The sequence below is a fragment of the Enterobacter sp. Ap-1006 genome (assembly GCF_011752835.1).
GTDB lineage: Bacteria > Pseudomonadota > Gammaproteobacteria > Enterobacterales > Enterobacteriaceae > Cedecea.
This window is the reverse complement of the sequence record NZ_VWWU01000003.1, coordinates 721,299-744,970: the sequence shown is the minus strand read 5'-3', so window position 1 is coordinate 744,970 and position 23,672 is coordinate 721,299. Positions and strand designations below refer to the sequence as shown.

The following is a 23,672-nucleotide window of genomic DNA, read 5'->3' as shown; positions in this document are numbered from 1 at the left end:
CCCGGCGCGACATTGATAATAAGGAGAAAAAATCAATGAAACTTGTGCCTATGTTAAGTGCTTTGGCTATCGCGGTTGCTGTTGCAGGTTGTGCACACAAGAGTGCTGATGTGCCTACTCCTGCGCCGAGTGCATCCGCTGGGGCCGCATCTGCCCAGCAATCTAACATCGCAATGCCTAACGTCTCCGGTACGGCATGGATCCGTCAGCGGGTTGCTCTGCCGCCAGATGCCGTGCTGACGGTGACCGTCTCTGACGCTTCACTGGCCGATGCCCCTTCGAAAGTCATTGCCCAGAAAGTCACGCGTACCGAAGGTAAACAGGCGCCTTTCAGCTTTGTGATCCCGTTCAACCCGGCTGACATTCAGCCGAACGCGCGTATCCTGCTGAGTGCCGCCATCACTGTGGACGGTAAGCTGATGTTTATCACCGATACCTTCCAGCCGGTGATCAACCAGGGCGGGACGAAGGCCGATCTGACGCTGGTGCCGGTACAAAATACGGCGATTCCACTTCAGCAAGGCGGTGGGGCGGCAACAACGGTGCCATCCACCTCGCCGACTCAGGTCACGCCATCTTCGGCAGTGCCTGCGCCAACAACTTACTAAAGCGAAACGCCCCCAAATTGGGGGCGTTTTAATATTTCCAGCGGTAACGCAGCATATCGATATGACCGTCGCCTGACACCATTACCCCTTCAGAAAGCAGCGCCTCGCGCTGACGCTGGAGATCGGGTCCGGTCAATGAAATCACACCCTGCCTGTTCACCACCCGATGCCACGGTAAACGGCTGCCTTCGGGCAGGCGCTTGAGCACGCCACCCACCTGGCGGGCTGCCCGGGGCGACCCGGCAAGCGCGGCAATTTCGCCGTAGGTGGTCACGCAACCTTCGGGAATGGCGGCAACAATTTGGTAAATGCGCTGTGGAAAGGAATCGTGCTTATCCATAGAGAGCTCCTGACAAAATCGCTTCTAAGGATAATCGGCGACGGAGAAAGCACCAAGTTAAACCGTTGATGCGCAATAAACCAACACCTGACCGCCGCTGGCTTGCAATTCGCGGGGGGGATGTGGATAATGCGCCAGCGCGTTGGATAACAACGCTCTCAATGGGGGCCCTGTTGGTTCTCCCGCAACACTAACTTGTGAACTCGGTCAGGTCCGGAAGGAAGCAGCCGCAGCAGGCGACGTGTGTGCCGGGATGTAGCTGGCAGGGCCCCCACCCATTTCTGGCTTACCCCTTCGCCAGTACCGTTTTCGTTCTGCGCTTTTCTCCCCATCCTAAGTTGATCCCAGCCGCTGCCAGCAAAATCATCGCGCCACCGATAAACTGAATCGGGCTCAGACTGTGATGAAAGACGAAGCGATCCACGATCACCGCCACAATGGGGTAGATAAAGGAGAGTGAGGCGGTAATCGACGTCGGCAGCTTTTGAATCGCGCCATACAGCAACTGGTACATAATGCCGGTATGCACTATGCCCAGCGTGGCTACGATTCCCCAATGAGTGAACGTCATATGCGACTGGAAATCTACCAGTGGCAGCAGCAGCAGCGTGCCGACGGCCACCTGAACGAGTGCGATTTGCTGTGGAGGAATGCCCCTCAACTGGCGTGTGATCAGCGCCGTCAGGGCATAAAAGAACGCGGCGCCCAGCGCCAGCACGATACCCAAAAGCCAGCCACCATTCCCGTCATGATTTAGCCCGCTTGAGAGCACAAGCAGCATGCCGATAAAGGATGCTCCCAGCCAAAGCCATTTGCTGCGGCTGACTTTCTCTTTCAGGATAAAAACGCCCATCCCGACCAGCATCAGCGGCTGCGTATTGTACAGGACCGTGGCAAGCCCAATGGACGTTCGTGAATAGGCGGCGAACAGCAGCAGCCAGTTGACGACCAGCGCCACGCCGCCGAGGGCGGATATCGCAACGACCCTGCGGGTCAGATGGCTGCGCCAGTTACCGCTCACTAGGCCCAATATGAACAGCGTAATAGTCGCAAACACGCAGCGCCAGAAAACGACGTTGGCGATAGGCTGCTGAGATATTACTACGAGGGCGCCGATGGTGCCGGAGATGAGCATCGCCACAATCATTTGCAGGCTGCCGGTTCTTATCTCGCGAATCATTTTGTCTCTCCAGAATAAAGAACTTTATTCTGCGCACTGCGGCGAACTCGTTGAAGTGTCAAAATTAGGTTATAAGATACTTTTTCCTTTATAAATGAGATAAAAATGAGTGATTACCTTCCCGATGATATCGACAGGCATATTCTGACTATTCTTGCGGCGGATGCTCGTATCTCCCTGAAAGTGCTTAGTGGAAAAATTGGTCTCTCTTCACCGAGCACGGCAGAACGAGTAAAGCGGCTGGAGGAACGCGGCGTGATTAACGGCTACACCATGAACGCCAATCTCACGGCTCTGGGTTACACCCTGCAAGGACTGGTTCGCATGAAGCCGTTACCGGGCATGCTACATAAAGTGGAGAAGATGATTCAGGCGATTCCCGAGTGTATAGAATGCGACAAAATCACCGGTGAAGATTGCTTCATCATCCGGCTGGTGATCCGCTCTATTGAGCAACTTGATGAAATTCTTGATGAGCTGGCCGAGTTTGCCCAGTGCAATACGTCTATCGTCAAAAGCACGCCGGTGAAACGCAGGCTGCCGCCTTTGTAAATAAATAAACCTGATATATTTTCCGGGTATTTGAATTATGACAGAAATATTAAATTTATCTCACTGGCTGGATCTTATTTATTCTCTATAGTATTAAACACCAACCTCTGTTTAAGCACTAAGGATTTGCAATGACGACGGCTACGCTGAACGTAAAAATAAGCATCGAGTTAAAAGAGAAGATTCGTCACTATGCGGAAGAGAATAGTGAAACCCTGGCAAGCGTAACGGAACGACTTCTGTCCAAAGCCTTTGACGAGCTCGACAGCGATGTGGGCGTCGATGAAGATGATGTGGACAGTCAGCATACTTCTGAGGCCCGCGTGACGCCATTAAACGATCGTGAGATCAAGGCATTGCGTAAACTGTTGAAGAAGAAAAAATGAACGCCGGTACGGACAGTACCGCCTACAGCTATCAGCAAGCCTGTGAGTTATTGCGTTCAGGTTACCTGAAAAAAGTGAAGCTGGGCTGGAATATTGGCAGCGATGAGTTTTTCCGCATTGCTTCAGACTGGTGCGATACCGGGGCCAGTATTAAAAAAGAGGGTGAACATTTCACCATCACCCTAAAAGGGTTCGCTATTCCCAGAATTTCACAAAACTAATTTATTGCATCGCCTTATTGCTGTGCTTGCAGAATAATATTTCCCTCTTTTATTTTAGAGGGAAATATTTCGCTTTCTAAAATACTATTCCCCGCAGACTTTCATTTCTTGTTGCCGCCAGGTGATGCCATAGCGGCTGCAGCCGCTGCAGGGCAAGCTGCATCTCAGCGGGGTCAAGGCTGAAGGGAAGGCGTAAAAAGCGCTCAAAAGCCCCATCGACCCCAAACCTTGGCCCGGCACCGATCCGAATACCCTGACTCTCGGCGGCGGCGGCAAAAATCGTGGCCAGCGGTTTCGGTAATTCCACCCACCACGACAGCCCGCCTTCCGGGGGCGATGTTTGCCAGTCCGGGAACAGCGCTTGCATCGCGGCGAAGCTGCTTTCGCAGCGTTGGCGCAGCATCTCTCTGCGCTGAGGCAAGAACTGCGCCGCGTCGGCAAACAACTGCGTGGCAGCCAGTTGCTCCAGCAGAGGCGTCCCTAAATCGAAGGTATTGCGGATTTGTATCAGCGAACTGATGGTTTTGCCTGAAGCCCTTATCCAGCCGAGGCGTAGCCCGCCCCAGAAACTTTTCCCGGCGGAGCCGAGCGAGATGGTGTGTTCTTCCGGGCCAAAAGCCGCCAGGGGAGGAGGAGGAGGGGCATCAAACCAGAGATCTGCCATCGTTTCGTCCACAACCAGCGTGGTGTGGCTGCGGGCGGCTATTTCGTTCACCTTTTGGCGCGTGGCCGCGTCCATACAGCGGCCAGTTGGGTTATGGAAATCTGGAATCAAGTAAGCCAGCCGGGGAGAAGTTTGGGCGATAGTCGCCGCTAAACCGTCAACATCCCAACCGCTTGCGGGCAGGCTGACCGGCACGGGGCGGCAGGAGGCGCCGCGAATCGCCGCCAACGCCATCGGGTAAGTGGGATGGTCTACGACTACGCGATCGCCCGGGCCGGTGAACAGTCTAAGTATTAGCCCCAGGCCGCTGACGGCACCGTTGACCATCATGATTTGGTCAGGCGTCGTGGGTAATCCCCGTGACGCATAATGCCGCGCAATTGCTTCTCTCAGCTCCGGCAAGCCCTGGCTGTCATAGCCGGTTGAGGACAAATGTTCCGGCAGGAAAGTGAGCGCGGTGGAGTAGGCTCGATGAATTTCCGGCCCGGCGCTGAGGGCGGCGGTGGAGAGATCCAGTACCGGAGCATTGCCGGGCAAGGGGGAAATGGCCGGGCTGCTTTCGGGCAGCATGGTGACGGAGCCTGAGCCCTGGCGGCTCAGCAGATACCCTTCCTCCCGGAGCTGCGCCAGCGCGGAGGCCACCGTGGTGCGGCTCACGCCCAGCGCGCCAGAAAGCTCTCTTTCCCCCGGCAGCCTGCTGTCGAGCGGTAAGCGGCCATCCAGGATCAGCAGCCGCAGTCCGTCCGCCAGTTGGCGATAGACCGGCGAGCGGGATGACGCCTGATGCCAGTGGCCCAGCAGGCGGGTTAAAGATGAAATTCCGATTCTGCGCAGCGTCATAGCAGTCCACTTTCTGATAACTGGACCTTAATACTAAGTCCATTTTGCGAGAGGGTATAGCCATAAAAACACACTGAGGATCTTTGTCATGATGGCTCGTCGCCTGCTGCAGCTTTATACCGGCCTGGTCTTTTACGGCATTTCAACCGCCATGTTCGTGCGTGCCGATCTGGGCGCGGACCCGTGGAACGTTTTCCACCTCGGCGTGGCCAGGCTTTTTTCGCTCAACCTCGGGCTGGTGATGATTATTGTGGGGGCGCTGGTGTTGCTGCTGTGGATCCCGCTGCGTCAGCGTCCTGGTCTTGGCACCATAAGCAACGTGATTGTGTTGGGGCTGGCGGCGGATGCTACGCTGGCGCTAATGCCGCCGCTGGAATCGCTTTTGGCGCGATCCGTTTTGCTGGTCGGTGCTTTGGTAGTGAATGCTCTTGCGACGGGCATGTATATCGGCGCTGGTTTTGGTGCCGGGCCGCGAGATGGGCTGATGACCGGGATCCATGCCAGAACGGGCTGGTCGGTGCGCAGCGTGCGTACCGCCATCGAAGTGACCGTACTGATCTCCGGCTGGCTGATGGGCGGTAGTTTTGGCGTGGGCACCGTGCTTTATGCGTTAGCAATCGGGCCTCTCATTCAGCTTTGCCTGCCGTGGTTTCGCGTTAAGCCGTTGAATAACACAGCGACTCCTGCACAGGAAGCTACATTCTGATGCCGTAGCTGTGCTAAACATTATCTTCCGGAGAATAATAATTGCTTAAAACGGGAGAGAGTATGCGGCACGAGATTGTGAGTAAACCCGCGCTGAACTGGAACAGCTTTCAGCTGGCAGAGATTTTAACCCACTGTTTTGAACAGTACGTGGTGCCTTTTCGTCTGGAAGGGGATACGTTCGGCTGGCGTTTTGCCTCAGAAGATCTTTTCCCAGGCGACAGCCCTGTCTGGCTTTACCGTGGAGAGCCCAAAGCGATGGCGCTGGTGACCCGACGCGGGCAAACCTGCCGCCTGGCCGCGTTTGCGATTCGTCCGGAACTGCGCGGGCAGGGTTTAGGCAAGTTCTTCATTCAGCAGCTTATTGATGCCGCGCGCGAGCGCGGGGATAAGCAATTTTATCTGGAAGTGATTCTAGGCAACGAAGGCGGGCTGGCGCTCTATGAGCGAATGGGCTTTGTGCCCCAGCAAACGCTGGTGGGCTTCCAGTCTGCTGGTGTTCCTGAAGGCGAGGCTGACGGCGAACTGCTGGAAATCGATCCGCTGCAAATGACCCATAGAATGATGGCCGCTAACGATGCGCCGCTGCCGTGGCTTTGCGCGGCTGAAACGCTGTATAAGCTGCCCGGTAAGGCTTTTGTACTGGATGAAGTGGCTTATGCGATGGTCGTTCCCGGCGAAATACCGAAGCTCAGAGGGCTGTTTGTTGAGCCGTCTGCGCGACGAGCCGGGAAGGCAAAAAAGCTGCTGGTTTTACTTCAGCGCCAGTTCCCTGGATTAGCGACTATTCCCAGCCTGCCCGAAACCGTTTCGCCGGTGTTTTTAGGCAGCGGCTTTACCCTGGATAAGATTCGGCAATACGAGATGAAGCTTACCTTGTAGGCAGAGAAGGTGAGGGCGAGGCCCTCACCCTGCAAGTTACAGCACGCCCTGAGCCAGCATCGCGTCCGCAACTTTTACGAACCCGGCGATGTTCGCGCCGCGAACGTACTGGGTTTGTTTTCCTTCGCCACCGTAATCCACGCAGGCCTGATGAATATCAAGCATGATGTGGTGCAGGCGAATATCTACTTTTTCGGCCTTCCAGCTCAAACGGGCCGCATTCTGCGCCATTTCCAGCCCGGACGTTGCCACGCCTCCTGCGTTTGCCGCTTTACCCGGCGCGAACAGCACGCCAGCTTCCACAAACAGATCCGTTGCGGCAATCGTGGTTGGCATATTTGCCCCTTCGGCTACCGCCTTCACGCCGTTAGCGATAAGCGTTTGGGCCGCCTCGACATCCAGCTCATTCTGTGTTGCACAAGGCAGAGCGATATCGACCGGCACGCTCCACGGCTGCTGGCCTTCCAGATAAGTCAGGCCAAACTCTCGGGCATAGTCGGCGACGCGGCCATCGCGGCTGGCTTTGATTTCGCACAGGCGGGCCAGTTTCTCTGCGTTAAAGCCTGCTTCATCTACCACAGTGCCGTTGGAGTCAGACGCCGTGACCACGCGAGCGCCGAGCGACATGGCTTTTTCAATCGCATACTGAGCGACGTTCCCGGAGCCGGAAACCGCCACGCGCATGCCTTCAAAGCCCAGGCCGTGGCGCTGCAGCATGGCATCGGTGAAGTAGATCAGGCCGTAGCCGGTCGCTTCCGGGCGGATCAGACTGCCGCCGAACGACAGCCCTTTGCCGGTAAACACGCAGGCGGTGTTGTTGGAGAGCTTTTTCATCATCCCCGCCATGTAGCCGACTTCGCGACCACCAACGCCGATATCCCCCGCCGGGACGTCGGTGTCCGGGCCAAGGTGGCGATAAAGCTCCAGCATCAGCGCCTGGCAAAAGCGCATGATTTCGCCTTCGCTTTTGCCCTTCGGATTAAAGTCGCTGCCGCCTTTGCCGCCGCCCATCGGTAGCGTGGTGAGGGCGTTTTTAAAGGTCTGTTCAAAGCCGAGGAATTTGAGGATCGACAGATTAACGGAAGGGTGGAAGCGCATGCCGCCTTTGAACGGGCCAATGGCCGAGTTGAACTGCACGCGCCAGGCCCGGTTCACCTGCACCTGATTGTTGTCGTCCACCCAGGCGACGCGGAACTGAATCACGCGCTCTGGCTCAACCAGACGTTCGAGCAGCGCCTGCTGGCGGTATTGCGGGTTGTTTTCCAGAAACGGCCACAGCGTGCTCATCACTTCGCGAACCGCCTGAGCGAATTCTACCTGGTGCGGATCGCGGGACTGTACTGAGGTTAAAAAGCCTTCGAGGGATAATGCTTGAGCCATCAGAGGTAACTCCTTGTTGAAAATTATGTTGTCTGTCTTTTTTTGGGTGATTTTTCGACTATAACATTTTCTTATGAACGGGCATCAAGCGATTTTTTCACCGGAAAGGCAATAAAGAAAGGAAGCGTTTAGTCGGGCTATTAACCCTAAAAAAATCTAAATTTCGGTCTAATAACAGACAATAAATTGTCTTCTCTGTTTTTCGGCCGTTGGCGATCAATTTGGGAGGCTTATTAGCCTCCCGAACCGAGCTTAGAAGTGCGTATTGACGCTCATGTAGTACGTGCGGCCAGGCTCGTTGTAGGTCTCCGCGCCAGCGCCGTACATGTAGGATTTGGTCGTGTCATTCCCGGTGGTCTGGGCGTTACCTGCGCGCCAGTGGCGCTTATCCAGCAGGTTGTCGATCCCGGCGGTGAAGCTGACGTTTTTGGTCGCGTCCCAGGTCGCGCTCATGCCAAGGATGCTATAAGGGCTGACCTCGTTGGTGTCGCTGCCGGTGACAGGAACTCCCTTATAGTTGTACTTCTTCGGTGTCTGTTTGCCGTACCACGTCAGGGTGCTTTGCAGCGAAATGTCCGGGCGAACCTGCCAGCTTAGCGTGGAGTTAAGCGTGTATTCAGGGATGATCGACAGGCGATCTCCGGTTTCCTTATTTTTACTTTGCAGCATGTAAGTCAGGTTGTTATTCCAGCTTACGGTCTCCGTCAGCGGCAGATTAATCGTGCCTTCAAGACCTTCCACCACCGCTTTAGGCACGTTGCCCCACTGGTAGATGTCGGTTTTCTTGCTGTTAGAGGCAATAGGTGAATAGCCGGATTCAATTTTGTTGCGATAGTCGTTCCGGAACCAGGTGATCCCGGCCTGATAGCCGTCGCGCTTGAACTCCAGGCCAATTTCTTTGTTGACGCTGGTTTCGGCTTTCAGATCCTCATTCCCCATCAGATAACACGCCCCACCGCTGGCCGCACAGCCCTGACCGCGGCTGTAAAGGATGTAGTTCGGGTTGGTCTGATACAGACTTGGCGCTTTATAAGCCCGGGCAATACCGAGCTTCAGCGTCAAGTCTTCCACCAATTCCTGGCTCAGATTCAGCGACGGGCTCCAGTTATCCCCCACGATAGAGTGATGATCGAACCGAAGACCCGGCGTCAGCATGGTGCTGCTGGTTAGCTCCATATTGTTTTCGGCAAACAGAGAGAAGATCTCCGCTTTGGAATAAGGGCTTCGGCCGGTGGATGAGAGACCCGGAATCGGCCCGCCTTCGCTTAACGACTGGGTGTTGGACGTACCGTCTTTCATGCGCTGCTGATTCCATTCGCTACCGACGGTGAGGTTTTGATTCACCAACAGGGTAAACGGAATGCTTGCTTCGCTGTGCAGCATGACATCGCTGAGATCGATATCTGAGAACTGGTTGTTGGAGAAAATCCCCTCCGTGCCGCCCGCCAGGCCCTCATTCATGCGCGAGTTACGGGTGTGTTCGTATTGCGCATAAGTGTTGGTGGTGACGCCGTTATCCCAGCCGCCGGTCCAGGTCACGGCATAGGTCTGGCGGTAGAGGCGATTGGTCTCTTTGCCGTAGTTGTCCTTCACCAACTGGCTGGTATTCGTATTTTGTGTATCACCTGAATAGAGATTCCCCTGGCGACTATAGCCGGTTTCAAACTCCAGCGCCTGCATCGGGGCAAATTCCCAGCGGATCATTCCGTTCAGGTCTTTATGGATAACGCCTTCGCGGCCCGCTGGCAGCGTGTTGGCGTAAGACCCGGTGCGCAGTGACTGGTGCCCCTGGTTGATGTCCCAGGCGTCCGCCTGCGTTTTATCGAGGTTGCCGTAGAGGCGGAAACTCACGTCGTCACCGAGCGGCCCGGTCAGGCTGAAATTGGTGCGTTTCGTTGCGCCTTCATCTTTGTGCTCCGGGGCGTTGAAATAGGTGTTCCAGCTGCCGTGGAACTCGTTGCTGCTGCGTTTGGTGATGATGTTCACCACGCCGCCTGCCGCCCCATTGCCATAGCGGGCTGCTGCCGGGCCGCGCAGGACCTCAATGCGTTCGATCATTTCCGGTGGAACCCAGGAGGCATCGCCGCGGGTATCACGCTCGCCGCGCCAGCCCAGGCGCACTGAATTGCGGCTGGTGACGGGTTTACCGTCAACCAGGATCAGCGTGTTTTCTGGCCCCATACCGCGAATGTCGATCTGGCGGCCGTTGCCGCGCTGCCCGCTGGTGGAGTTGCCGGTCAGGTTAACTCCCGGCATGGTGCGAATGATTTCAGAGACATCGCGCGCGACCGGGTGCTTCTTTAATTCGTCGGAAGTAATCACCGACACGCCGGGTGCCTGCAGCGTTTGCTGGGCTGCGGTGACGACGAGCGTGTCTTCGTTTTCAGCGGGGGTTGCCTCTGCTGCTGCCGCTGAAAAAGCGGTGCCGTAGAGGCCCAGACTCACCAGTGTGGCGAGGGAGTACGATAATGTATTGTTCATTATTTATCCTGAGTGTCACCGCCTGCGTCCCTTAAGTTCCTTTCCCAAACGAGGAAGGACGCGGCAAAAGTGCCTGGAGTTGAAAGTGCGGAAACACGCTATTGCAAATGAAAACAATTATCAATGTCTTTATCAATTGCATTTTTGCAATCTATTAAAGCCGCTAATTAATCAGCCCTGGTTATTACTCCCCGTATTAATCATTCATTAACCTGATGCTCCACAATTGACCTTCCGCTGTTACGGTTCCGATACATATTTAGGTGATCTCATTAACAAACTGAGGTAAATGCCCCGTGTTTTGCCCCCTTCCGATTGTGAGAACCGCTATTCCAGGCTAGAAACAAAATGTAACAACTCTCAGTATCCACTTAAAAACGGACAAAATTGATGGATAGATTTGGGAAACACCTCGTCTGGGTCGTGCTTGCTTTGATCGGCGCATTCGCCCTCGGCTACATCGCACTGAATCGCGGTGAACAGATAAATGCGCTGTGGATTGTTATTGCCTCAGTTTGTATCTACCTGATTGCCTATCGTTACTACGGTTTGTTTATCGCTAAACGCGTGCTAACGGTGGATGCCACGCGCATGACGCCGGCCGTGCGAAACAATGACGGCCTTGATTACGTCCCAACGGATAAAAAAGTGCTGTTTGGCCACCACTTTGCCGCCATCGCCGGGGCGGGGCCGCTGGTGGGACCGGTGCTTGCCGCGCAAATGGGTTACCTGCCGGGCATGCTTTGGCTGCTGGCAGGCGTGGTACTGGCGGGCGCCGTGCAGGACTTTATGGTGTTGTTTGTCTCCACGCGTCGCAACGGGCGTTCGCTGGGGGAGTTAGTTAAAGAAGAAATGGGCAACACTGCGGGGGTTATCGCACTGGTCGCCTGCTTTATGATCATGGTGATTATCCTGGCCGTGCTGGCAATGATCGTGGTGAAGGCGTTAACCCACAGCCCGTGGGGAACTTACACCGTGGCCTTCACCATCCCGCTGGCGCTGTTTATGGGCGTCTACATTCGCTATTTGCGCCCGGGGCGTATCGGCGAAGTGTCGGTGATTGGCCTGGTGATGCTGGTGTTTGCCATTATTTCCGGCGGCTGGGTAGCGGAGAGCCAGACCTGGGCGCCGTACTTTGATTTTACGGGCGTGCAGCTCACCTGGATGCTGGTAGGGTACGGTTTTGTCGCCTCGGTGCTGCCGGTGTGGCTGCTGCTGGCCCCGCGTGATTACCTCTCCACCTTCCTGAAAATCGGCACCATCATCGGGCTGGCTATCGGCATTTTGATCATGCGTCCGACGCTGCAAATGCCATCATTAACAAAATTCATTGATGGCACCGGCCCGGTCTGGAGTGGGGATCTGTTCCCGTTCCTGTTTATCACCATCGCCTGTGGGGCCGTTTCCGGCTTCCACGCGCTGATTGCTTCCGGCACCACGCCAAAAATGCTGGCGAACGAAAATCAGGCCTGCTTCATTGGCTACGGCGGCATGTTGATGGAGTCCTTCGTAGCAATCATGGCGCTGGTGGCAGCCTGTATCATCGATCCGGGCGTGTACTTCGCGATGAACAGCCCGATGGCGGTATTGGCGCCTGCCGGCACGGCGGATGTCGTCGCTTCTGCCGCGCAGGTGGTAAGCGGGTGGGGCTTCCATATCACTCCGGAAACGCTGACCAACATCGCTAACGAAGTGGGCGAACAGAGCATCATCTCCCGCGCCGGTGGGGCACCAACGCTGGCTGTTGGCATGGCGTATATTCTGCACGGCGCGCTCGGCGGGCTGATGGACGTCTCGTTCTGGTACCACTTTGCCATCCTGTTTGAAGCGCTGTTTATCCTGACGGCGGTGGATGCCGGGACTCGTGCGGCACGTTTTATGCTGCAGGATCTGCTGGGTGTAATCTCTCCGGGACTGAAACGGACGGATTCGCTGCCGGCCAACCTGCTTGCCACCGGGCTTTGTGTGCTCGCCTGGGGTTACTTCCTGCATCAGGGCGTGGTCGATCCGCTGGGCGGCATTAACACGCTGTGGCCGCTGTTCGGTATCGCCAACCAGATGCTGGCGGGCATGGCGCTGATGCTGTGCGCCGTTGTGCTGTTCAAAATGAAGAAGCAGCGCTATGCCTGGGTAGCGCTGATGCCGACCGCCTGGCTGCTGGTGTGCACGTTAACCGCAGGCTGGCAGAAAGCGTTCAGCTCGGATGCAAAAGTGGGCTTCCTCGCCATCGCCAATAAGTTCCAGGCGATGATCGACAGCGGTAATATTCCTGCGCAGTACACGCAGTCGCAGCTCAGCCAGTTGGTGTTTAACAACCGCCTGGATGCGGGGCTGACCATCTTCTTTATGGTGGTGGTTGTGGTGCTCGGCTGGTTCTCGCTGAAAACTGCGCTTAAGGCGCTGAAGTCTGAGCAACCGACGTCGAGCGAAACGCCGTATGAGCCGATGCCTGAGAATTACGAACAGATCGTGGCGCAGGCGAAGAGCGTACATTGATTTTTACCCTAACCCTCTCCCTGAAAGGGAGAGGGGATAAATTGGTTTTTACCTTAGCCCTGAGCGGAGAAGGGCGAATTTTTTTATCTTTTCCCCCTCTGCCCTTTGGGGAGAGGCCCGGGGTGAGGGGCAACCCACTGGAGGTACCATGTTCGATAGTCTAGCCAAAGCCGGGAAATACCTCGGTCAGGCCGCGAAGCTGATGATTGGTGTACCCGACTACGACAACTACGTGCAGCACATGCGCCTGACGCACCCTGAGCAGACGCCAATGACCTATGAAGAATTTTTCCGCGAGCGTCAGGATGCCCGCTACAGCGGTAAAGGCGGCGGACGCTGCTGCTGAAACTTAGCATTTAACAAAAATGTGACATTTAGCTCGTTTTTTAGCTGACGGTAAAAATCCTGTTGTGCGAAACCAGCGAGTATGATTTTATCAATATCGACTTTTAACCTTGATTCAGGAAACCCATGACTCATTCCCTGCAGACTTCGACCCTACTAGTTACCGCGCTACCAGCCGCGGTGGTCGTCGTGCGTGTGGTGGTGGTCGTCGGCAATGCGCCGTAGGGACTGAATCAACGCATCGATTCCAAACCCCGCCGGCGCAAACCGGGCGGGGTTTCTTGTTTTAAGTGCCTGCCCAGAAGCGAACCGGCTAATTAGAAGGACTGGAGCATGGCAATTTCGGACACACCCACACAACGCATCACCGGCGCCCAGCTGATTGTAAAAATGTTGGAGCATCATGGCATTACAACGGTTAGCGGCATTCCCGGTGGCACCGTACTGCCGCTGTACAATGCCTTGAGCCAAAGCCCCCGCATTCGCCACGTTCTGGCTCGCCACGAGCAGGGCGCGGGATTTATGGCGCAGGGCATGGCTCGTACCAGCGGCAAACCGGCGGTCTGCATCGCCTGCAGCGGGCCGGGGGCCACAAACCTTGTCACCGCCATTGCCGACGCGCGTCTCGACTCTATTCCGCTGGTTTGTATCACCGGCCAGGTACCCACTTCGATGATTGGTGCCGATGCTTTCCAGGAAGTGGACACCTACGGTATTTCGATTCCTATCACCAAGCATAACTACCTGGTGCGCAGCATTGACGAGCTACCGCAGGTGATTACCGACGCTTTTCGTATCGCACAGTCCGGCCGCCCAGGGCCAGTCTGGATCGATATTCCTAAAGACATTCAGACCGCTGAAATCGACATTGCCGAACTGCCTGCGGTAGCCGCGCCTTCCGCTGCCCCGGCCTTTGACCATCAGGATATCGCTCGTGCGGCCGCAATGATCAACGAAGCCAAACGCCCGGTGCTTTATCTGGGAGGAGGCATTATCAGCGCGGGAGCGGCGGAGCAGGCGAGAGAGCTGGCGGAGCGTGCCGGGCTGCCGACAACCATGACGCTGATGGCGCTGGGGACGATCCCCGCCCGACATCCGCTCTCTCTGGGAATGCTGGGAATGCATGGCGCGCGGAGCACCAACTTTATCCTGCACGAAGCCGATCTGTTGATCGTGTTGGGCGCACGCTTTGACGACCGTGCCATTGGTAAAACCGAGGAGTTTTGCCCGAATGCCAAAATTATCCACGTTGATATCGATCGCGCGGAGCTGGGCAAAATTAAGCAGGCCAACGTGGCAATTCGCGGTGACGTACGTGAAGTGTTGAGTCAGCTTATTCCGCAGACCAAAAACGCCCAGCGCAGCGAGTGGCTGCAAACGGTGAGCGATTTGCAGCGTGAGTTCCCATTTGCCACGCCGGGGGCAGATAATCCGCTGATGCCTTATGGACTGATCAAAGCCGCAGCGGCCTGCGTAGACGATGAGGCTATTGTTACCACCGACGTAGGCCAGCACCAGATGTGGGTGGCTCAGGCATATCCGCTCAACCGTCCGCGTCAGTGGCTGACGTCCGGCGGCCTGGGCACCATGGGCTTTGGCTTACCGGCTGCGGTTGGCGCGGCGCTGGCCGAACCAGGCCGTAAAGTGCTGTGCTTCTCCGGCGACGGCAGCCTGATGATGAATATCCAGGAGATGGCGACGGCGGCGGAAAATAATCTGGATGTAAAAATCATCCTGATGAACAACCAGGCGCTGGGGCTGGTACACCAGCAGCAGACGCTGTTCTACCAGCAGAATATCTTCGCCGCGACTTACCCCGGCATGACGGATTTTCTGACCATTGCCCGCGGCTTTGGCCTGGCAACCTGCGACCTGAACCAGGCGGAAGATCCTCAGGCCGCGCTGCAGGAAGCGATTTCTCGCCCTGGGCCTTGCCTGATCCACGTGCGTATCGACGCCGATGAAAAAGTCTACCCAATGGTGCCGCCGGGTGCCGCCAACACTCAGATGATTGGAGAGTAAGTCATGCAGCAACCTATCACTAAACAATCCACCGTCATTCTGGAACTCACGGTGCGCAACCACCCGGGCGTGATGTCACATATCTGCGGCCTGTTTGCCCGCCGCGCATTTAACGTGGAAGGCATTCTCTGTTTACCGCTGCCGGAAGGCGATCAGAGCCGCATCTGGCTGCAGGTAGCAGACGATCAGCGGCTGGAGCAGATGGTCAGTCAGGTCGATAAGCTGGAGGATGTGGTGCAGATCATTCGCCACGCCGATGACCCAGGCATCTTTAACCGCCTGACCGCATTTGTGCAGTAAATAAACCAGGGGCTTTCAGGCATATTTTTGAAAGCCCCGCGCCAGGATGAATAACTCCCCGGAAGCCGTGCCGCAAACCCTGCATACCAAAGAACGATTTCAACCAACCTCAAGCAAGAATTCGTTAGCCTGCCCTGAGAAAAATAAGCGCGATTAAATTTTGTTCGTGCTTATCCGTTGCTTTAAAGCTACACTCAGGGAGTCAAGGATGTACATGATTACGTTCTTCAAAACGACAGAAGGAAAAACGCCGTTCAAAGCCTGGCTAAAGGCGTTAAAAGATGCGAGGGCAAAAACCAAAATAGTCATGAGGATCGACCGACTTTCTTTTGGCAACCCTGGCGATCATAAACCCTGTGGACAGGGCGTCTGGGAAATGCGCATCGATGAAGGGCCTGGCTATAGGGTGTACTACGCCCAGGACGGCAAAGCAGTCTGGCTGCTACTGGCGGGAGGAGATAAACGCAATCAACAGGCGGATATCGAACGTGCAAAAGAATGGTGGCTTGAACATCAAGGGAGAAAAAATGAAATTTAGCGAATTTGATCAAACGGTTATTGATATGCTCCGCGACGATCGTGCCTTCGCCGTGGAGTACCTGAAAGAAGCTTTTATTGGGCTGGACGGTGACGACGGCGAAGCGGTGTTTCTCATTGCCATGCGCCGGCTGGTAGAAGCCAGAGGTGGTTTTACGGAGATTGCCAGAGCGGCAAACCTAAACCGTGAAACGCTGTACCGCACGCTGTCCGAGCGTGGAAACCCCACCATCAAAACCACCAAAAAGGTTCTGCACGCGGTGGGGATTCATTTTTCAGAGATTGCGGGCTGACCGTACGCTATAAACCCTGGCGAACCAGCAGGTCAGGGGTGATTTCGGCAATGGACTTCGCGCCGGTGAGCGTCATCGCCACGCGCATCTCTTTCTCCATTAAGTTCAGCAGATTGCTAACGCCAGCCTCACCATGAGTGGCGAGTGCATACAGGAAAGCGCGCCCCAGCAGCACAGTGTCAGCGCCAAGCGCAATCATACGCACCACGTCCAGGCCATTGCGGATGCCGCTGTCCGCCAGAATGGTAATATCGCCTTTTACCGCGTCGGCAATGGCGGGCAGGGCGCGGGCGGAAGAGAGCACGCCGTCCAACTGGCGGCCACCGTGGTTAGACACCACGATCCCGTCGGCGCCGAAGCGCACCGCATCGCGAGCATCTTCCGGGTCGAGGATCCCTTTAATCACCATCGGGCCATCCCAGAATTCGCGGATCCACTCCAGATCTTTCCATGAAATGGACGGATCGAAGTTATTGGCCAGCCAGCCAATATAATCCTCCAGCCCGGTTGGTTTACCGAGATAGGTGGAAATATTGCCCAAATCGTGAGGGCGGCCATTTAGGCCAACATCCCATGCCCACTGCGGGTGCGTCATCGCCTGGAAATAGCGGCGCATCGCGGCATTAGGGCCGCTCATGCCTGAGTGAGCATCACGATAGCGCGCCCCTGGGGTCGGCATATCGACGGTAAATACCAGCGTGGAGCACCCGGCGGCTTTCGCTCTCTCCAGCGCGTTGCGCATAAAACCGCGATCTTTCAAAACATAAAGCTGGAACCACATCGGGCGGTTAATTGCCGGTGCGACTTCTTCAATTGGGCAAACGGACACCGTCGACAGAGTAAAAGGAATGCCTTTTGCTGCGGCAGCTTTTGCGGCCTGAACTTCTCCCCGGCGGGCGTACATCCCGCAAAGCCCCACAGGGCCGAGGGCGACGGGCATAGCGAGCGTTTCGTTAAACAACCGGGTTTCCAGGCTCAGCGCCGACATGTTTTTCAGCACGCGCTGCTTCAGCGCCACCTGCGCCAGATCTTCCACGTTGCGCTTCAGCGTATGCTCGGCATAGGCTCCTCCGTCAATGTAGTGGAATAAAAAAGGCGGCAGAATGCGCTCGGCGGCGGCACGGTAGTCGGTTGCTGCGGAAATAATCATCGTTTCTTTTCCCTTATTTCATCACTTGCTTCGTCCGGGAGGCGGGTAATGCGTGCCTGACGGGCTTCGTCTTCCTGCAGAGTTTTGATGGTGGTGTGGACGTAGCCGAGGTGCGACTGGGCGGCTCGCCTTGCGCGCTCGGCGTCTCCGGCCAGAATCGCCTGCAATAATTCGTCGTGCTGCTCGGTTAGCCCGGCAAAAATGGCCGGGACGGTGTACATGCGCTGGCGGCTGTGCAGCACCGAAGATTGCAGCAGGTCGAAGAACCCGCGCATGGTCTGCAGCAGCACGATATTGTGGGAGGCTTCGGCAATCGCCAGGTGAAACCTGACGTCGGCCTGGGCGGCTAAATCCGGGTCATCGCTCTCTTTAAATTTGAGCGTGGCATCGAAGCAGGCGATCAGCTTTTCTTTGTCGGCCTGCGTCGCCCGCATGGCGGCGTACCAGGCCGTACTGCCTTCTATGGAGTGCCTCGCTTCGAGGATATCCAACTGGTAATTGGGGTCGCCCTCAACCAGCGTTTTCAGCGGCTGTACGATGCGCTGTTCCGACCATTGTTCGGTCTGGTAGCGCAGATAAGTGCCGCCGCCGCGCCGGCTGGCCAGCACGCCTTCGCCAATCAGCTTTTGAATCGCCTCGCGTAAAATCGAGCGCGAACAGCCCAGTTCGGCGGCCAGCTGGCGTTCTGCGGGCAACCGCATGCCCGCCTCCAGGTTACGTTCTTCAATCAGCGCCTTAACACGCTCAACCATCTGGTCGGCAAGGCGCGGCACAGCTTGGGTCATGGGATCATCCAGGTTAAAACATAGGCCTGCAGCGTGGTAATTACCCCCACCATACAGGTGAAAATCAGGCTGTGCTTCACGGTGAAGCGGAACAGGTCTGACTCTTTCCCGACCAGCCCCACCGCCGCACAGGCAATGGCTATCGACTGCGGCGAAATCATCTTCCCGGTCACGCCGCCGGTAGTATTGGCCGCCACCAGCAGAAGGTCCGACACGCCAATCTGCTGCGCGGTCGTGGCCTGCAGCGCGGCAAACAGCGCGTTAGACGAGGTGTCCGACCCGGTGAGGAACACACCCAGCCAGCCAAGGAACGGCGAGAAGAAAGTAAAGGCGTGGCCGGTATGCGCCAGCGCCAGGGCCAACGTCGCCGACAGCCCGGAATAGTTGGAGATAAAAGCAAACGCCAGCACCATGCCAATGGAGTAAATCGGCAGCGCCAGCTCCTTGAGCGTTTCACCGAAAGTAACCAGCGCCGCTTTCGGTTTCATGCGCAGGTAAACAATTGAGATCAGCGCCGCGACCAGGATTGCCGTGCCGGTGGCTGACAGCCAGTCGAACTTAAACACCGCGGCGTAAGGCGCACTGGCGGTAACGACCGGCGGCATTTTGGCGACAAGGTTATCCAGGAACGGCACGGAGAAATTATAGACCCAGTCCGCCATCGCGCCGCCTTTGGCGAACAGCGCTTTAAACGGCGGAATGCTCCACAGCGTAACCGTGGCCGTTAAAAACAGGAACGGCATCCAGGCTTTGACAATCTGCCCGGTCGTGTATTTCTGCGCTGTCTGCGACTGCACGGTTGCTGCCGCGTTCTCGCTATCAAAGCGGAAAATGCGCACCGGCTTCCAGACCCGCAGGAACGCCGTCAGGCACACCAGCGACACCAGCGAAGAGATGATGTCCGGCAGCTCGGGGCCGATAAAGTTAGAGCTGAGATACTGGGCGATAGCAAACGAGCCGCCTGCTACGATTACCGCCGGCCAGGTCTCTTTGATTCCGCGCCAGCCGTCCATAATCGCCATGATCCAGAACAGCACAATGATCGTCAGGAACGGCAGCTGGCGGCCCACCATCTGGCCGATTTCGAAGCTGTCCAGGCCGGTAACCTGCCCGGCAACGATAATGGGGATCCCCATCGCGCCGAAGGCCACCGGCGCGGTGTTCACTATCAGGCACAAACCTGCGGCGTACAGCGGCTTAAACCCGAGGCCGACCAGCAGGGCTGCGGTAATGGCAACCGGCGCCCCAAACCCGGCAGCCCCTTCCAGAAATGCGCCGAAAGAGAAACCGACGATCAGCATTTGCAGGCGCTGGTCTGGCGTGATCGACAGGATAGAGGAGCGAATAATGTCGAACTGACCGGTTTTGACCGAAATTTTGTAGACAAACACCGCGGCCACAATAATCCAGGCGATGGGCCACAGGCCGTAGAAGAAGCCGTACACCACCGAGGCAAGCGCGCGATCCACCGGCATGCGGTATAAAAACAGGGCAACCAGCAGGGCGATAAATACCGTGATCGTTGCCGCTTTGTAGCCCTTCATCCGCAGCTTAATCAGCGCGAAGAAGAAAAACAGAATAGGGAGCGCGGCAATCAGGCTCGACAGCCAGATATTCCCGAGCGGGTCGTAGAGTTGGGGCCAGACTTGCATGCAGGTGTTCTCCAGGGTGAGGCGTTTATCGTTTTTTATTAGATTGGTAGGACCAATTTTGCTTTGTAGAGCAAATGATGGCTAATGGTTAATCTTGTGTTAATGAAAGGCAACGGACTGACGAGTGTTTATCAGCGTTTTGTAGAAAAGGGCACGTTTTTAGTTTAATTGGTAGGACCAAAGGGTGCTGCTTCGGGACAGTGGTTTTAGCGAGTCAGCATTAGGGCGCTGCTGGAAATTCGACGATGTAAAACAGAAATACTCACGAACCCTTTTTTAGCCCTGTTTGTAACTTATTGATTTATCAATTCTGCAGAGGTGCATTTAAAAAAGGGTATTTAGCGAAAAACAGGCGGCTTTATCTATTGCAACAAAGAGTTACCTGTGAAAAGCTCTTGTTCACTGCCGTACAGGCAGCTTAGAAAAAGTTTAAATATTGCCTGGCGCTTGAAGATGCGTTCACTGCCGTACAGGCAGCTTAGAAATTGATCCAATGCGAGCCTTCCCTATTCCATTGGTTCACTGCCGTATGGGCAGCTTAGAAATGCTCCAGGGAATCTTATTGATGATATACAGAGTTCACTGCCGTATAGGCAGTTGGCGCGACATAGACAAGGTCAGTGCCGCGCCTGCATCCCCTCACGCCAGCCTCAGAACCCTGTCCAGCGACCAGCGGCCAGCGCCACGGGCGATCACCAGCAGCAGTAATCCGCCCCAGATCAGGTGCGTGGGCCATGCGTCCGGGTAGACAAAAATTTCAATCACCAGGGTCATAAACAGCAATCCCGTTGCAGCGAAGCGTGAAAACAATCCCAGCACCAGCAGAACAGGGAAAGTATGTTCGGCCAGCGTGGCCAGGTGCGCGGCGATATCATAGGGGATAAGCGGCAGTGCATATTCGGTGCGGAACAGCTCGTAGGTGGACGGTTTTAGCGTCATAAACCCCGTTACTTTTGTGCGGCCAGAAAGGAAGAAAACGGCGGCAACGCCCACGCGGGCTATCAGCAACAGCAAGTTGTCGCCAACGCCTCTCTCGATGCGATCCCAGAGTCTATTCCATAGCGCTCTCACGCCTTGTTCTGTCATTTGTTGTTCAGATACTTTCATCATTTAGCCTCAAAAGGTGTGATTAAAATGCGGCGAACACGCCGCGACTAAGCAGGTTGGTGAAAAAAGGGCCGAGGGCGAGGGCTGGCTCGGCAGCCAGGGCCTGTTCGCTAGCCTGATCGAGGGTTGCCCCCAAGCGGCAGGCAGTCAGGAAGACCGATCCGCCCTGGCTTAAGGGTTCGGCAAAAATGCGCTGCTGGCGGCGAACCAGCAGAGCGCCTTCGCCCTGCCAGTGAATCGTCTCCGGCGCGGCGGTTTGTTCGCGGTTGAACGTCCAGAGCGTGAACACCGGCAGCGTGGGGTGCCAGTACCAGCGAACGCTGTCCTGCAGCCGTAATGATGTGGTGCCCAGGGTATCCGCCGTGGTGTTTGCCAGTGCATGTACGTCCAGCGGGGCCGAGGCCGGGGCACAAAACACCTCCAGCCACAGCTTGTCCAGCTCGGCCACGGTGCTTAAATAAGCCAGTTCTCTGGCCGGAGGATAAGCGCTAATAAAGGCGGGGAAGGCGTCGCCATAGCGAACCAGTTCACCTTCGTATGGGGGGCGTTCAAGCGCATAGCCGCGCGCCATTTCACGGAAAAAATCGGTTCCGGTAAGCCTAGATACGCTGGGGAAGTTAGCTTCCAGGGCGTCAACGCAGGCTTTGATCACGCTGTTGCGATAAACGGCAAGGCCGGGCTGAGTCTGGAAATGGCTAAGTTCGGGGCGGGCTTCGCCATATAACAGGCCAATAAATGCCTCGTGGTAGCGGCTTAACCGAGTGCTCATACGGCGGCTCCCATTGTGTCGAGGATGCGCTGGGCACGCTGCTGCTCGGCCAGCAACACGCTAAACGCAGGCAGGTTGTCATCCCGTTCAATAAGCGTGGGTTTTGCTCCCGCCCGCTGAATCAGTTGCGTATACAGCCGCCAGACCTCCTCGGATATTGACTGATCGTGGCTGTCGATCAGCAAATCGCTGCCCCCTTCGTCGGGGCTAAAGCCCGCCAGGTGGACCTCAGTCACACGTTCGACCGGGAAACAGCTCAGCCAGGCTGCGGCCTCAAAGCCGAGGTTGTGGGCGCTGAGCCAGACGTTGTTCAGATCCAGCAGTAGGCCGCACCCGCTCCGGCGGCTGACTTCGTCGAGAAATTCGATTTCATCCCATTCGTGTTCCGGCATCTGCAAATAGTGCGTAGGGTTTTCCAGTGAAATCTGGTAGCCCAGCGTGTCCTGCGTGCGGTTAATGTTGTCGATAACGCGGTGCATCACCCGCGTTGTCCTCGGCACCGGCAGCAGGTCAGGATAATAAATCCCGTTCCAGCGCGACCAGGCGAGGTGCTCGGAAACAAGCGCTGGTTTGATGTCAGTCACTAGCGCTTTTAGCTGCGCGAGCAGTTGAGCGTCCGGCGGTTCGTCACCGGCGAGTGAAAGCGAAACGCCGTGTAACGAGATTGGGTGCTGCTGGCGGATGGCCGCCAGCCACTCTCTGCGCGGGCCACCCGCCATGAGATAATTTTCACTGTGAACCTCGAACCAGAGAGAGGATGGACTGGCCCAGGCGTCGGCGTAATGCTCGGGCTTAAGGCTTAATCCGGCGCCTAAAGAGTGTGTCATCGTCATGGGAGTGGCCCTTTGATTAGCCTTCGGTCAGCGAGCCGTGGCCATTCGGCGTCTGGATCGCGGTGCAGGTCCCCGCCGGCACCATTTTGTAGGCATTTTTCTGGTAATCGACTTTGGAGGTTCCCGCGCAGGTGGTGCCGGCGCCGGCCTTACAGTCGTTGTCTGCGGCTTTGGCAATGCCAAAGCAGCGCTCAAGGTTTGGGCCGGTTAATTCAGCGGCAAAGGATGCCGCGCTGAAAGAAACCAAAGACAGGGCAATCGCGGACATAGCAATACGGTTCATCGTGTTCTCCAGATAGTTAAAATGAATTTAGGGACGGCAATAATCGGCTATTTATTGAGAGCGTTATTTCCTCCTCATTGAATAAGCTGCGTTAATTTCCCGACGTAATGTTCACGGCTTTAAATATCGTGCGGGCGACATTTTTCGGGTCGTACAGCATCGGCACATGGCTGACCGGTAACTCGGTGACGTGGGCGTGAATTTTCTTCGCCATCGCTCGCTCCAGGTCCGGGTTGATCATCCGGTCATTGCTGCCGACCAGGAACCAGCTCGGTTTCTGCTGCCAGGCAGCGGTGGTCACTTTTTCGGTAAAGCTTGCGGCGGCGATCGGCATCTGGGTGATGCCAATAATGTTCTGCGCTTCAGGCGTCGCGTCCTGGGCAAAATCGGTGCCGACGGCCTTCGGATCGAGGCTCAGGAAGCCGTCCGCACCCTTGATGATTTTTGCGCCGCCGGGCGGGGCCGGGAAGCTGTTGGCCAGATCGGCCGTGGACTGACCCGGCGATGGTGCAAAGGCATTGATGTACACCAGGCCTTTCACTTTCGGATCGTTACCCGCCTCGGTAATTACCGTCCCGCCCCAGGAATGACCTACCAGAATAACGTCGCCTTTGGCACGGGCGATGGCGCGTTTGGTCGCCGCCACGTCGTCTGCGAGGGAGGTTAATGGGATCTGCGCGGTGATGATTTCGTAATGGCGCGTTTGCAGAACCGGGATCACCTGCTCCCAACTGCCGGTCGCGTCGGCGAAGGCGCCGTGCACTAACACGATGGTGTGCTGAGTTTCCGCCTGGGCGGCAAATCCGGTCATCAGGCCAGCCGCAGCCAGCGCCAGCAGCGTTTTACGCGTGGGTTTCATCT

The 23,672-nt window shown here is 56.3% G+C and carries 26 protein-coding genes and 1 other RNA gene; 14 read left to right on the top strand and 13 right to left on the bottom strand.

Annotated elements, in window-relative coordinates; genetic code table 11:
- Positions 1 to 35: 35 nt before the first annotated feature.
- Positions 36 to 608, top strand: a complete 573-nt coding sequence (locus F3J28_RS11780; protein ID WP_039300922.1) for a YbaY family lipoprotein — start codon at positions 36 to 38, stop codon at positions 606 to 608.
- A gap of 28 nt (positions 609 to 636) precedes the next feature.
- Here the strand turns inward: F3J28_RS11780 and F3J28_RS11775 are convergent, their stop codons facing one another.
- Complete coding sequence (locus F3J28_RS11775; protein WP_166866322.1) at positions 637 to 948, bottom strand: MGMT family protein; 312 nt, start codon at positions 946 to 948, stop codon at positions 637 to 639.
- Positions 949 to 1,119: 171 nt separating this feature from the next.
- Here F3J28_RS11775 and ffs point away from each other — a divergent pair.
- Positions 1,120 to 1,216: signal recognition particle sRNA small type (gene ffs, locus F3J28_RS11770), an RNA gene on the top strand.
- Between the two features lie 18 nt (positions 1,217 to 1,234).
- Here ffs and F3J28_RS11765 read toward each other — a convergent pair.
- Entirely contained in the window at positions 1,235 to 2,128 is an 894-nt protein-coding gene (locus tag F3J28_RS11765) for a DMT family transporter (RefSeq protein WP_166876057.1), read from the bottom strand.
- A 105-nt stretch (positions 2,129 to 2,233) separates the two neighbouring features.
- Between F3J28_RS11765 and F3J28_RS11760 the strand changes: the two genes are divergently transcribed.
- The 3 genes from F3J28_RS11760 (at position 2,234) to F3J28_RS11750 (ending at position 3,287) form a co-directional block, all read left to right on the top strand.
- Positions 2,234 to 2,680 carry an Lrp/AsnC family transcriptional regulator gene (locus F3J28_RS11760; RefSeq protein WP_008454658.1) on the top strand — a complete coding sequence of 149 codons (447 nt, stop codon included), beginning with the start codon at positions 2,234 to 2,236 and terminating at the stop codon, positions 2,678 to 2,680.
- 131 nt (positions 2,681 to 2,811) lie between these two features.
- Entirely contained in the window at positions 2,812 to 3,066 is a 255-nt protein-coding gene (locus tag F3J28_RS11755) for a hypothetical protein (RefSeq protein ID WP_008454659.1), read from the top strand.
- On the top strand, positions 3,063 to 3,287 hold the full coding sequence (locus F3J28_RS11750; protein ID WP_008454666.1) for a hypothetical protein: 225 nt from the start codon (positions 3,063 to 3,065) through the stop codon (positions 3,285 to 3,287). The genes F3J28_RS11755 and F3J28_RS11750 overlap by 4 nt, the downstream gene beginning before the upstream one ends.
- Positions 3,288 to 3,363: 76 nt before the next feature.
- Here the strand turns inward: F3J28_RS11750 and yczR are convergent, their stop codons facing one another.
- Entirely contained in the window at positions 3,364 to 4,791 is a 1,428-nt protein-coding gene (yczR, locus tag F3J28_RS11745; RefSeq protein WP_166876055.1) for a MocR-like transcription factor YczR, read from the bottom strand.
- A 91-nt stretch (positions 4,792 to 4,882) separates the two neighbouring features.
- Here yczR and yczE point away from each other — a divergent pair, with 91 nt between their 5' ends.
- Positions 4,883 to 5,497, top strand: a complete 615-nt coding sequence (gene yczE, locus F3J28_RS11740; RefSeq protein WP_166876631.1) for a membrane protein YczE — start codon at positions 4,883 to 4,885, stop codon at positions 5,495 to 5,497.
- A 62-nt stretch (positions 5,498 to 5,559) separates the two neighbouring features.
- Positions 5,560 to 6,378, top strand: coding sequence for a GNAT family N-acetyltransferase (locus F3J28_RS11735; protein WP_166876052.1), 819 nt, complete (start codon positions 5,560 to 5,562; stop codon positions 6,376 to 6,378).
- Positions 6,379 to 6,414: 36 nt separating this feature from the next.
- On the opposite strand, the gene gdhA is transcribed toward F3J28_RS11735, so the two are convergent.
- Complete coding sequence (gdhA, locus tag F3J28_RS11730; protein ID WP_166876049.1) at positions 6,415 to 7,758, bottom strand: NADP-specific glutamate dehydrogenase; 1,344 nt, start codon at positions 7,756 to 7,758, stop codon at positions 6,415 to 6,417.
- 252 nt (positions 7,759 to 8,010) lie between these two features.
- Positions 8,011 to 10,239, bottom strand: a complete 2,229-nt coding sequence (locus tag F3J28_RS11725; RefSeq protein ID WP_166876044.1) for a TonB-dependent siderophore receptor — start codon at positions 10,237 to 10,239, stop codon at positions 8,011 to 8,013.
- A gap of 390 nt (positions 10,240 to 10,629) precedes the next feature.
- On the opposite strand from F3J28_RS11725, the gene cstA reads away from it, so the two are divergent.
- From cstA to F3J28_RS11690, 7 genes are all read left to right on the top strand, one after another.
- Positions 10,630 to 12,735, top strand: a complete 2,106-nt coding sequence (cstA, locus tag F3J28_RS11720) for a pyruvate/proton symporter CstA (RefSeq protein ID WP_166876041.1) — start codon at positions 10,630 to 10,632, stop codon at positions 12,733 to 12,735.
- Between the two features lie 148 nt (positions 12,736 to 12,883).
- Complete coding sequence (locus F3J28_RS11715; protein ID WP_166866308.1) at positions 12,884 to 13,081, top strand: YbdD/YjiX family protein; 198 nt, start codon at positions 12,884 to 12,886, stop codon at positions 13,079 to 13,081.
- Positions 13,082 to 13,206: 125 nt separating this feature from the next.
- On the top strand, positions 13,207 to 13,305 hold the full coding sequence (ivbL, locus tag F3J28_RS11710; protein WP_071842708.1) for an ilvB operon leader peptide IvbL: 99 nt from the start codon (positions 13,207 to 13,209) through the stop codon (positions 13,303 to 13,305).
- Positions 13,306 to 13,413: 108 nt separating this feature from the next.
- Positions 13,414 to 15,102: an acetolactate synthase large subunit gene (gene ilvB, locus F3J28_RS11705; protein WP_166876038.1), complete on the top strand. Its 1,689-nt coding sequence runs from the start codon at positions 13,414 to 13,416 to the stop codon at positions 15,100 to 15,102.
- A gap of 3 nt (positions 15,103 to 15,105) precedes the next feature.
- A complete protein-coding gene (gene ilvN, locus F3J28_RS11700) occupies positions 15,106 to 15,402 on the top strand; it encodes an acetolactate synthase small subunit (RefSeq protein WP_166866304.1) in 297 nt (98 codons plus the stop codon).
- 208 nt (positions 15,403 to 15,610) lie between these two features.
- On the top strand, positions 15,611 to 15,940 hold the full coding sequence (locus F3J28_RS11695; protein ID WP_008454698.1) for a type II toxin-antitoxin system RelE/ParE family toxin: 330 nt from the start codon (positions 15,611 to 15,613) through the stop codon (positions 15,938 to 15,940).
- Positions 15,930 to 16,232, top strand: coding sequence for an addiction module antidote protein (locus F3J28_RS11690; protein ID WP_008454699.1), 303 nt, complete (start codon positions 15,930 to 15,932; stop codon positions 16,230 to 16,232). The genes F3J28_RS11695 and F3J28_RS11690 overlap by 11 nt, the downstream gene beginning before the upstream one ends.
- A 7-nt stretch (positions 16,233 to 16,239) precedes the next feature.
- Here F3J28_RS11690 and lldD read toward each other — a convergent pair whose 3' ends face one another.
- The 8 genes from lldD to F3J28_RS11650 all read right to left on the bottom strand — a co-directional run bounded on the left by lldD (position 16,240) and on the right by F3J28_RS11650 (position 23,670).
- A complete protein-coding gene (gene lldD / locus F3J28_RS11685) occupies positions 16,240 to 17,382 on the bottom strand; it encodes an FMN-dependent L-lactate dehydrogenase LldD (RefSeq protein ID WP_166876035.1) in 1,143 nt (380 codons plus the stop codon).
- Positions 17,379 to 18,167: a transcriptional regulator LldR gene (gene lldR, locus F3J28_RS11680; protein WP_166866296.1), complete on the bottom strand. Its 789-nt coding sequence runs from the start codon at positions 18,165 to 18,167 to the stop codon at positions 17,379 to 17,381. Before lldR ends, lldD begins: the two co-directional genes overlap by 4 nt.
- Complete coding sequence (gene lldP / locus F3J28_RS11675; RefSeq protein WP_166876032.1) at positions 18,164 to 19,819, bottom strand: L-lactate permease; 1,656 nt, start codon at positions 19,817 to 19,819, stop codon at positions 18,164 to 18,166. The genes lldR and lldP overlap by 4 nt, the downstream gene beginning before the upstream one ends.
- A gap of 639 nt (positions 19,820 to 20,458) precedes the next feature.
- On the bottom strand, positions 20,459 to 20,929 hold the full coding sequence (locus tag F3J28_RS11670) for a DoxX family protein (RefSeq protein WP_286178141.1): 471 nt from the start codon (positions 20,927 to 20,929) through the stop codon (positions 20,459 to 20,461).
- Positions 20,930 to 20,948: 19 nt separating this feature from the next.
- On the bottom strand, positions 20,949 to 21,695 hold the full coding sequence (locus tag F3J28_RS11665) for an HvfC/BufC N-terminal domain-containing protein (protein WP_166876029.1): 747 nt from the start codon (positions 21,693 to 21,695) through the stop codon (positions 20,949 to 20,951).
- Positions 21,692 to 22,528: an MNIO family bufferin maturase gene (gene bufB / locus F3J28_RS11660; RefSeq protein WP_205247158.1), complete on the bottom strand. Its 837-nt coding sequence runs from the start codon at positions 22,526 to 22,528 to the stop codon at positions 21,692 to 21,694. The genes F3J28_RS11665 and bufB overlap by 4 nt, the downstream gene beginning before the upstream one ends.
- Before the next feature lie 16 nt (positions 22,529 to 22,544).
- On the bottom strand, positions 22,545 to 22,811 hold the full coding sequence (locus tag F3J28_RS11655; protein ID WP_008460533.1) for a BufA1 family periplasmic bufferin-type metallophore: 267 nt from the start codon (positions 22,809 to 22,811) through the stop codon (positions 22,545 to 22,547).
- 91 nt (positions 22,812 to 22,902) lie between these two features.
- On the bottom strand, positions 22,903 to 23,670 hold the full coding sequence (locus F3J28_RS11650) for an alpha/beta fold hydrolase (protein WP_166876026.1): 768 nt from the start codon (positions 23,668 to 23,670) through the stop codon (positions 22,903 to 22,905).
- Positions 23,671 to 23,672: the final 2 nt, after the last annotated feature.

Excerpts from the sequence above, each read along its gene's own strand:
- F3J28_RS11725 (WP_166876044.1), bottom strand. The coding sequence starts at position 10,239 with ATGAACAATACATTATCGTACTCCCTCGCCACACTGGTGAGTCTGGGC.
- bufB (WP_205247158.1), bottom strand. The coding sequence starts at position 22,528 with ATGACGATGACACACTCTTTAGGCGCCGGATTAAGCCTTAAGCCCGAG.
- F3J28_RS11735 (WP_166876052.1), top strand. The coding sequence starts at position 5,560 with ATGCGGCACGAGATTGTGAGTAAACCCGCGCTGAACTGGAACAGCTTT.
- lldR (WP_166866296.1), bottom strand. The coding sequence starts at position 18,167 with ATGACCCAAGCTGTGCCGCGCCTTGCCGACCAGATGGTTGAGCGTGTT.
- ivbL (WP_071842708.1), top strand. The coding sequence starts at position 13,207 with ATGACTCATTCCCTGCAGACTTCGACCCTACTAGTTACCGCGCTACCA.
- F3J28_RS11690 (WP_008454699.1), top strand. The coding sequence starts at position 15,930 with ATGAAATTTAGCGAATTTGATCAAACGGTTATTGATATGCTCCGCGAC.
- lldD (WP_166876035.1), bottom strand. The coding sequence starts at position 17,382 with ATGATTATTTCCGCAGCAACCGACTACCGTGCCGCCGCCGAGCGCATT.
- gdhA (WP_166876049.1), bottom strand. The coding sequence starts at position 7,758 with ATGGCTCAAGCATTATCCCTCGAAGGCTTTTTAACCTCAGTACAGTCC.
- ilvN (WP_166866304.1), top strand. The coding sequence starts at position 15,106 with ATGCAGCAACCTATCACTAAACAATCCACCGTCATTCTGGAACTCACG.
- cstA (WP_166876041.1), top strand. The coding sequence starts at position 10,630 with ATGGATAGATTTGGGAAACACCTCGTCTGGGTCGTGCTTGCTTTGATC.
- F3J28_RS11670 (WP_286178141.1), bottom strand. The coding sequence starts at position 20,929 with ATGATGAAAGTATCTGAACAACAAATGACAGAACAAGGCGTGAGAGCG.
- F3J28_RS11655 (WP_008460533.1), bottom strand. The coding sequence starts at position 22,811 with ATGAACCGTATTGCTATGTCCGCGATTGCCCTGTCTTTGGTTTCTTTC.
- F3J28_RS11715 (WP_166866308.1), top strand. The coding sequence starts at position 12,884 with ATGTTCGATAGTCTAGCCAAAGCCGGGAAATACCTCGGTCAGGCCGCG.
- yczE (WP_166876631.1), top strand. The coding sequence starts at position 4,883 with ATGGCTCGTCGCCTGCTGCAGCTTTATACCGGCCTGGTCTTTTACGGC.
- yczR (WP_166876055.1), bottom strand. The coding sequence starts at position 4,791 with ATGACGCTGCGCAGAATCGGAATTTCATCTTTAACCCGCCTGCTGGGC.
- F3J28_RS11650 (WP_166876026.1), bottom strand. The coding sequence starts at position 23,670 with ATGAAACCCACGCGTAAAACGCTGCTGGCGCTGGCTGCGGCTGGCCTG.
- F3J28_RS11665 (WP_166876029.1), bottom strand. The coding sequence starts at position 21,695 with ATGAGCACTCGGTTAAGCCGCTACCACGAGGCATTTATTGGCCTGTTA.
- F3J28_RS11755 (WP_008454659.1), top strand. The coding sequence starts at position 2,812 with ATGACGACGGCTACGCTGAACGTAAAAATAAGCATCGAGTTAAAAGAG.
- F3J28_RS11775 (WP_166866322.1), bottom strand. The coding sequence starts at position 948 with ATGGATAAGCACGATTCCTTTCCACAGCGCATTTACCAAATTGTTGCC.
- F3J28_RS11760 (WP_008454658.1), top strand. The coding sequence starts at position 2,234 with ATGAGTGATTACCTTCCCGATGATATCGACAGGCATATTCTGACTATT.
- lldP (WP_166876032.1), bottom strand. The coding sequence starts at position 19,819 with ATGCAAGTCTGGCCCCAACTCTACGACCCGCTCGGGAATATCTGGCTG.
- F3J28_RS11695 (WP_008454698.1), top strand. The coding sequence starts at position 15,611 with ATGTACATGATTACGTTCTTCAAAACGACAGAAGGAAAAACGCCGTTC.
- F3J28_RS11765 (WP_166876057.1), bottom strand. The coding sequence starts at position 2,128 with ATGATTCGCGAGATAAGAACCGGCAGCCTGCAAATGATTGTGGCGATG.
- F3J28_RS11750 (WP_008454666.1), top strand. The coding sequence starts at position 3,063 with ATGAACGCCGGTACGGACAGTACCGCCTACAGCTATCAGCAAGCCTGT.
- ilvB (WP_166876038.1), top strand. The coding sequence starts at position 13,414 with ATGGCAATTTCGGACACACCCACACAACGCATCACCGGCGCCCAGCTG.
- F3J28_RS11780 (WP_039300922.1), top strand. The coding sequence starts at position 36 with ATGAAACTTGTGCCTATGTTAAGTGCTTTGGCTATCGCGGTTGCTGTT.